The following is a 6,738-nucleotide window of genomic DNA, read 5'->3' as shown; positions in this document are numbered from 1 at the left end:
AGCGTGTCGGGCCGGGTGCTGCTGGGCGGCCGCGACCTGGTCGGGCTCGACGACCGACGGCTGTCCGCCGTACGCGGCAACGACATCGGCATGGTTTTCCAGGATCCGCTGTCCACGCTGACCCCCATCTTCTCCATCGGCCAGCACTACCGCCTCACCGAACTGGGTCTGTCCCTCGAAGGACCGCTGCCGCTCCTGCGGCTCTCGGCCGAGACACACATGCCGGAGATCGACCGCAACAACCGGGCCGCAGACCAGTCCTCGAAGCCCTGGATTTATTGATCACGGTCTTCGTGTCCCACCGTGATGCCAAGGCCCGACGGGCCCGTGGTGGTTGGAGGACGGAACGTCCGCTGCACCCGACGTTCAACCACGACCCCGCCGGCCATATCGAAGCCAAGACCGTCCAGGGATTCGGCATCGCGCACGCGCAAGGAACGGCGGGCGGCCTCATCCTGACCAGACCGCCCGCTGCACCGATCACCTGCGGCTCCGGCGAGGGGGCTGTCGGCTTGTCCCCGGGCGCAGGCAAACCGCTCCTCTGTCCGACGCCGGGTGTGCATCGCTCGTGTCAGGCCGGCTGCCAGGACAGGACCGCCTGGTACTGCGACTCGATGCCGGCCGCCGCGATGATGCTCGACGGGACCTGGGCCGCTCCCGTGATGGCGTGATTGTCCTGTATCAGGACTTTCTTGTTGTCGTAGTCGGACGGACCGTTCGGCCAGTAGTTGCCCTCGATGTCCGTGGGGTCGTACGTTCCGTCTCCCGCGGTGTAGTTCACGTGTTTGCTGCCCCACGGCGAGACGTTGATGTTCCACACCGCGTTGCCGAGGATCGACACGTAGGTGGCGCCGTTGTCGGTGTACAGGACATGGCCGCCGGAGGTGTTGAGCTGATCGTGGACGACGTTGCCTGTGACCTTCTCACCGCTCGCCATCGAGGTGCCCGTGATGCCGTTGGTGTAGACGGCACCGCCGTCGCCGAGCAGTGACATGTGATCGTAGATCAGGTTGTTCGAGACCGTATTGTTGTTCGAGTAGTTCGGCTGCGCGGGCAGGCTCACCTTGTCCGGCCAGCCGCCCCAGCCGACGGAGATCGCCGTGTAGGGCACGTGGTCGATCTGGTTGTGGGTGACGGTCGACGTCTCGATGTATCCGGCGTCGATGGCGACCCCGCCGTGGTACTCGGTGGCGGTGTCGTAGAAATGGCTGTCCTTGACGGTTATCCCGCTGGTGTGCTGTGCCGAGCTGCTGGGCTGTGGGATGTCCACGCCGCCCAGGTCGAGCCCGTTGCCGGAGATGTCGGTGAACACGCAGGCGGTGACGGTGTCGTTCTGCGAGCCGTTGCCGAGATCCAGTCCGGCCGCGCCGAGATGGACGAAGTAGTCGTGGTCGAAATGGATGCTGCTGTCATAGGTGAACCGCAGCGCGCCGGGCATCTTCGTCCAGTTGCCGTAGGGGCAGCTGCCGCCCGACACGAACGTGCACAGTCCCTGGGTGGCATAGCCCGTGCTACCGGTGACCTGGTACGTCGCCTGGATCTCCGAGAAACCCGTGCTGGTGTTGGAGGTCGTGTAGTTCGCGTAGCTGAACTGGATGCCCTGGAAGCCGACGCGACTGGGCTCGTCCGAAGCCTTGCCGGAGGTCGCCACCAAGGTGTCCAGCGAGGGCGCCTCGACGTCCGCGGTGGCCAGGTTCTCCCCGGAGCGGGGAATGTAGTAGAACCGGTGCTCGGTCTTGTCCAGGTAGAACTCGCCCGGCTTGTCGAGGAGTTCGTAGGCGTTCTCCACCGCCGTCGGCGCCTCGGTGATCGACTTGCGGCCGACCAGGTTGTAGGTGCGGCCCGAGTCATCGGTACGCATGACCCGCTGGGTGGAGTTGTTCCAGCAGGGCTGGGCCATGGTGATGGTGGTACTGGTGACCGAGGCGACCGGGCAGCGCGGCTCGGTCCACAGCCCGAGTCCGCCCCGGTAGACGAACTCCATCGCCGACGGATTGCGCCAACCGGCCATCGGGTCACCGGACGCGGTGGTGTATCCGGTCGCCGTCTGCTTCACCGACACCGGCAGAGCGCCGGTCGCACGCTGGGCGCGCACGCCGTCCACGTACAGCTGCCGGGTGTCCAGGCCGGTGGGGGCCGGGGCGGACCAGATGCTGCTGCCGGCGCCGGTCCGCGACCAGCCGGTGATCTGGACACCGCCGCTGATGACCGGGGACTGCCCGGACGCCGCCTTCCACCAGACGGTACCGGCCGTACCGCCGCCGGAGTCGGCAGCGGTGAAGGTGAGCGTCTTGGCCAGCCTGTAGACGCCGCCGGCCAAGGTCACGGTGATCGGTCCGGACGTCGACTTGTCGATCGCCCGGACCGCCGTCTGCGCCTTGGTCAGCGTCCGGAAGGGAGCATCTGCGCTGGTCCCTGGGTTGCTGTCACTGCCGCCGGGCGAGACGAAGTAGGTGGCCGCACTCGCCGCGCGTGCGGGCAGGGTGAGCGCCCCGACGGCCAGGAGCGTACACAGAAAGGCCGCGACGATCCTGTAAGGCCCGATGAATAACCGGAACGCATTGCCGGGTTGCACGAAGCGCGCTGGGTGTCTTGGTGTAAACATGCAGGCAAAGTAGAAGCACGATCTTGAGACGTCAATGCCGGGAGATAGAAACATCGGATCAATAATCCGGTGCGTTACGTCGCACGGTCGACTCCGTGCCGGGCGGTGGCACGTCGGGCAACCGCCGTCTCCACAGTCCTTGCGGCCGATCCGCGGCGCCGTCGCGCAGCGACCTGCGCTGCTCAGCATCCCCCTCGCGGCCAGTCACTCATCACTCCCTTCCTGCCACACTTGCAACCGGAACCGGTTCCGCTTACTGTCGTACTCGAACCGGAACCAATTCCGGATACGAGATCAGGGCGGCATCTCGCCTCCGCGCCACTGGCCGCGCACTCGCCACCCCGTTCCACCGTCCTTCTGGAAGAGCCCCATGAGCGAAAACCTCATCACGACCCCGTTCGGTCCACAGACAACCGCCGCTGAGGTACTGGACGGCATCGACCTCAGCGGCCGACGCGTCATCGTCACCGGAGGGGCCTCCGGCATCGGACGCGACCGCACGTGCGCCGGCGACTGCCGGAGCCGAGGTAACCAGCCGCGTGGCGTCCGTCAGCTCGGTCGGCCACGTCAATGGTGACGTGCTCTTCGGCAACATCAACTTCCAACGGGACACCTATGATCCGTGGGCTGTCGACGGGCACTCCAAGACCGCCGCTGTCCTGTTCGCCGTCGAGGCGACCCGCCGCTGGGCGTCCGACCCTCATCACCGTCAACGTCCTCAACCCCGGCCAGATCACCAGCACCCGGCTCGGGCGCCGCATCGGGGACATCTCCAACAGCCCGGCCTCCTGCAAGGCCACCAGCACCGACGTGTCCTGGAAGAACATCGAACAGGGCGCCGCCACCTCGGTGCTGCTGGCCGCCTCCCCGCTGGTCGGTGCGTGACCGGCCGGTACTTCGAGGACTGCAGCGAAGCCGGCCCTCACCGTCCCGGCCATCCGCCGGGGAGTGGCCGTCCACGCCACGGACCGGCAGAGCGCGGCCCGCCTGTGGGGCCATCCCTCGACGTGCTCGCGGCCGCTGCAACGACCGTCTGAGGGCGCCACCCGCCACCGATCCGCCGAGCCCGGCACGCGCCTTCGCCACTCGGCGCGCCGGCCGCCACGCCTCACCCATCCCGAAGGACGACCCACCATGGACTACATCAAGCTCGGAAACACCGGCCTCGACATCTCCCCGATCTGCCTCGGAACGATGAGCGTCGGAGAGCCGGACCGCGGCTACCCGGCCTGGACACTGCCCGAGGAGGCCAGCCGACCGCTGATCAAGGCAGCGGTGGAAGCCGGGATCAACTTCTTCGACACTGCCAACGGCTACTCCGACGGCTCCAGCGAAGAGATCCTCGGCCGAGCTCTGCGCGAGTTCACCGCCCGCGAGGACGTCGTGATCGCCACGAAGGTCTACCACCCGATGCGGCCTGGGCACCCGAACTCCGGCGGCCTATCACGCAAAGCGATCATGACCGAGGTCGACGCGAGCCTTACACGCCTGGGCACCGACTACATCGACCTGTGGCAGATCCACCGTTTCGACGACGCGACTCCGCTCGAGGAGACCCTGGAGGCGCTGCACGACGTCGCCAAGTCGGGCAAGGTCCGCTACATCGGCGCGTCCTCCATGCACGCCTGGCAGTTCGCCAAGGCCCTGCATCTGCAGCGGCTGCACGGCTGGACCCGCTTCGTGTCGATGCAGAACCACTACAGCCTGCTCAACCGCGAAGAAGAGCGGGAGATGCTGCCTCTGTGCGCCGACGAGAAGATCGGCACCATTCCGTGGAGCCCGCTGGCACGCGGCAAGCTCACCCGTGACTGGGACGAGACCACCCCCCGCTCCAGCGCCGACGCCTTCACCAGGACCCTGTACCAGCAGGAAGAGAGCGAGAAGACGATCGTCAGGGAAGTCGCCGCCATCGCCGCCGAGCGAGGCGTCTCCCCGGCACAGGTGGCATTGGCCTGGGTCTCACGCAACCCCGTTGTCTCGGCACCGATCGTCGGCGTCACGAAGCCGCATCACCTCCAGGACGCGATCGGCTCACTCAGCCTACGCCTGACGGATGCGGAGGCGGCACGCCTCGAAGCCCCTTACACGCCGCAGCCCCTGGCCGGTTTCTGAGCCCTCTTGACCACAGGAAGACGACATGACGCACGATCTCATCACCAGCTCCTTCAACGCAGTCTCCACCGCAGCCGAAGTGGTCGACGGGAACGACCTCCACGGCAAACGGTTGATCGTCACCGGCGGTTCCTCCGGCATCGGCATCGAGACCGCACGCGCACTGGCCGGTGCCGGTGCCGACGTCCTCATCGCCGTGCGCAACCCGCAGGCCGGCCACAGCGTGGCCGAGGACATCAACACCGGCCTCGACTCCCCCCGGGTCACGGTCGCGCAGCTCGACCTCGCAGACCTTTCCTCGGTGCGACGCTTCGCCGCCGAGTGGGACACGAGGCCTCTGCACGCTCTGATCCACAACGCCGGTATCATGGCGACCCCGTTGACGCGGACCGTGTCCGGCTGGGAGCTCCAGTTCGCCACCAACCACCTCGGCCATTACGCACTCGCCAACGCCCTCCACGACGCCCTGACGGCCGCGAACGGTGCCCGGATCGTCTCGGTCAGTTCCCGCGGCCATCTGCGCTCACCCGTCGTGTTCGACGACATCAGCTTCCTCGAGCGCGACTACGATCCGTGGCTGGCCTACGGACAGTCCAAGACCGCCAATGTGCTCTTCGCCGTTGAAGCGAACCGGCGCTGGGCCTCCGACGGGATCACCGCGAACGCGCTGCACCCGGGAGGGATCCTGACAAACCTGGTTCGCCACCTGCCCGAAAACGTGATCGAGGGCTTTCGCACGGACCCGACGGCTGTCTACAAAACACCTGCGCAAGGAGCCGCTACATCTGTGTTCGTGGCCACGTCACCCCTGCTCGACGGAATTGGCGGGCACTACTTCGAGGACTGCAACCAGGCCCTGCCCTACAACGGCGGCCCCGAGCCTGTCGGCGTGGCCGACCATGCGCTCGACCCCGAGGCGGCACTTCGCCTCTGGGACGTCTCCGAGCACGCCATCAGCAGGTGAGGCACTCGGCCCCCGAGATCTCACATGCGGCCGGGGGCCTGTCCGTACTGTCCGGGGCACCGGTCCTTGCTGAACTCGGCGACGATCGCGAACGTTTCGCGGACGCCAGGGCGATGAAGGCATACGTCGGCGCGGCTCCCGTGACGCGAGCATCGGGCCGCAGTCACGTCGTCGTGGCCCGGACTGTCAAGAACCAGAGACTGGCGGCTGCCGGTTACATGTCGGCCTTCGCCGCCTTGCGCAGCGAGGCCCCGCGTGCCCACTGCGACCGGCGACGGGCCGGTGGAGAACGCCACACATCAGCACTGAGGAACCTGTTCAACAAGATGCTCGGCTGTCTCTACCACTGCCTGCAGGTCGGCACGCTCTACGACCCCCGACGTGCCTTCGCCGGCCCCGTCACGCTGGCCGCATGACCATCCCCGCGTAACCGGAGTTGCGTCGTCAGGGGTCAACCAACCCAAGAGCCGGGAAGATCCGCGCGGATGATCTCAAGATCGGAGGCGGTGTGACCGCGTGCATGGATCCAGCAGCGATCTTGCACGCCGTCCCGGCGCAGCAAGCGCCCCGGGGCCCCATACCAGTTCACGGGTGAGTCCTCCTCGCTCGCCCACATCGGATGGTCAGGCAGGTCAATGCGGGCGTAGTGGGTCTGGAGGCCAGGCACCAGAGCGTCCGGCAGCTCGCAAGCGTCGTACAGGCTGCCTGCTGCGAAGAGCGATTCACTCAGGACCAGCTCGACCCACGCCAGGGACATCCGTTCGAGGAACGGAATCCAGCCCCGGTATGACTCCACCACCACCGGAGGGTCGTCCTGCTCGATTTGAGTGAGAGGAATCGCCCATGCCGCACAGTCCTGATTCTCGCGGCGGAAGACCAGCACGCCCCCGAGGGCGTCGTCGACATAGAGCCCGGCTGGCGGGATCAAGGGGTCCTGCTGTCGGGTCAGGTCGTCTCGTCGACCTAAGACGCCGTCTCATTTGGCGTGCTGGGTAGTCTGCACTGTGTGGTGATGGTTGAGCGCATGGTGCCGGACGAGTTGTGGGAACTGTTCCAG

6 protein-coding genes and 1 pseudogene are annotated in these 6,738 nt (G+C 66.8%); 5 read left to right on the top strand and 2 right to left on the bottom strand.

Annotation, left to right across the window (positions count from 1 at the left end):
• A pseudogene (locus ACFY0P_RS51960) lies at positions 1-141 on the top strand (ABC transporter ATP-binding protein); the annotation flags it as partial.
• 430 nt (positions 142-571) lie between these two features.
• On the opposite strand, the gene ACFY0P_RS51955 reads toward ACFY0P_RS51960, so the two are convergent.
• Positions 572-2,575, bottom strand: a complete 2,004-nt coding sequence (locus ACFY0P_RS51955) for a right-handed parallel beta-helix repeat-containing protein (protein WP_388929502.1) — start codon at positions 2,573-2,575, stop codon at positions 572-574.
• 645 nt (positions 2,576-3,220) lie between these two features.
• On the opposite strand from ACFY0P_RS51955, the gene ACFY0P_RS51950 reads away from it, so the two are divergent.
• The 4 genes from ACFY0P_RS51950 (at position 3,221) to ACFY0P_RS51935 (ending at position 6,097) form a co-directional block, all read left to right on the top strand.
• Entirely contained in the window at positions 3,221-3,490 is a 270-nt protein-coding gene (locus tag ACFY0P_RS51950) for a hypothetical protein (RefSeq protein ID WP_388929501.1), read from the top strand.
• 249 nt (positions 3,491-3,739) lie between these two features.
• Positions 3,740-4,717 carry an aldo/keto reductase gene (locus ACFY0P_RS51945; RefSeq protein ID WP_388929500.1) on the top strand — a complete coding sequence of 326 codons (978 nt, stop codon included), beginning with the start codon at positions 3,740-3,742 and terminating at the stop codon, positions 4,715-4,717.
• 25 nt (positions 4,718-4,742) lie between these two features.
• Entirely contained in the window at positions 4,743-5,681 is a 939-nt protein-coding gene (locus tag ACFY0P_RS51940) for an SDR family NAD(P)-dependent oxidoreductase (protein ID WP_388929499.1), read from the top strand.
• Complete coding sequence (locus ACFY0P_RS51935; RefSeq protein WP_388929498.1) at positions 5,678-6,097, top strand: transposase; 420 nt, start codon at positions 5,678-5,680, stop codon at positions 6,095-6,097. Before ACFY0P_RS51940 ends, ACFY0P_RS51935 begins: the two co-directional genes overlap by 4 nt.
• A gap of 35 nt (positions 6,098-6,132) precedes the next feature.
• Here ACFY0P_RS51935 and ACFY0P_RS51930 read toward each other — a convergent pair whose 3' ends face one another.
• Positions 6,133-6,609, bottom strand: coding sequence for a hypothetical protein (locus ACFY0P_RS51930; RefSeq protein ID WP_388929497.1), 477 nt, complete (start codon positions 6,607-6,609; stop codon positions 6,133-6,135).
• Positions 6,610-6,738: the final 129 nt, after the last annotated feature.

The organism is Streptomyces sp. NPDC001714 (assembly GCF_042892755.1).
Classification (GTDB): Bacteria; Actinomycetota; Actinomycetes; order Streptomycetales; family Streptomycetaceae; genus Streptomyces.
This window is presented reverse-complemented; position numbering and strand designations above follow the sequence as displayed.

Bases quoted from the DNA above. Each gene is read 5' to 3' on its own strand.
- ACFY0P_RS51940 (WP_388929499.1), top strand. From the start codon at position 4,743: ATGACGCACGATCTCATCACCAGCTCCTTCAACGCAGTCTCCACCGCA.
- ACFY0P_RS51945 (WP_388929500.1), top strand. From the start codon at position 3,740: ATGGACTACATCAAGCTCGGAAACACCGGCCTCGACATCTCCCCGATC.
- ACFY0P_RS51950 (WP_388929501.1), top strand. From the start codon at position 3,221: ATGATCCGTGGGCTGTCGACGGGCACTCCAAGACCGCCGCTGTCCTGT.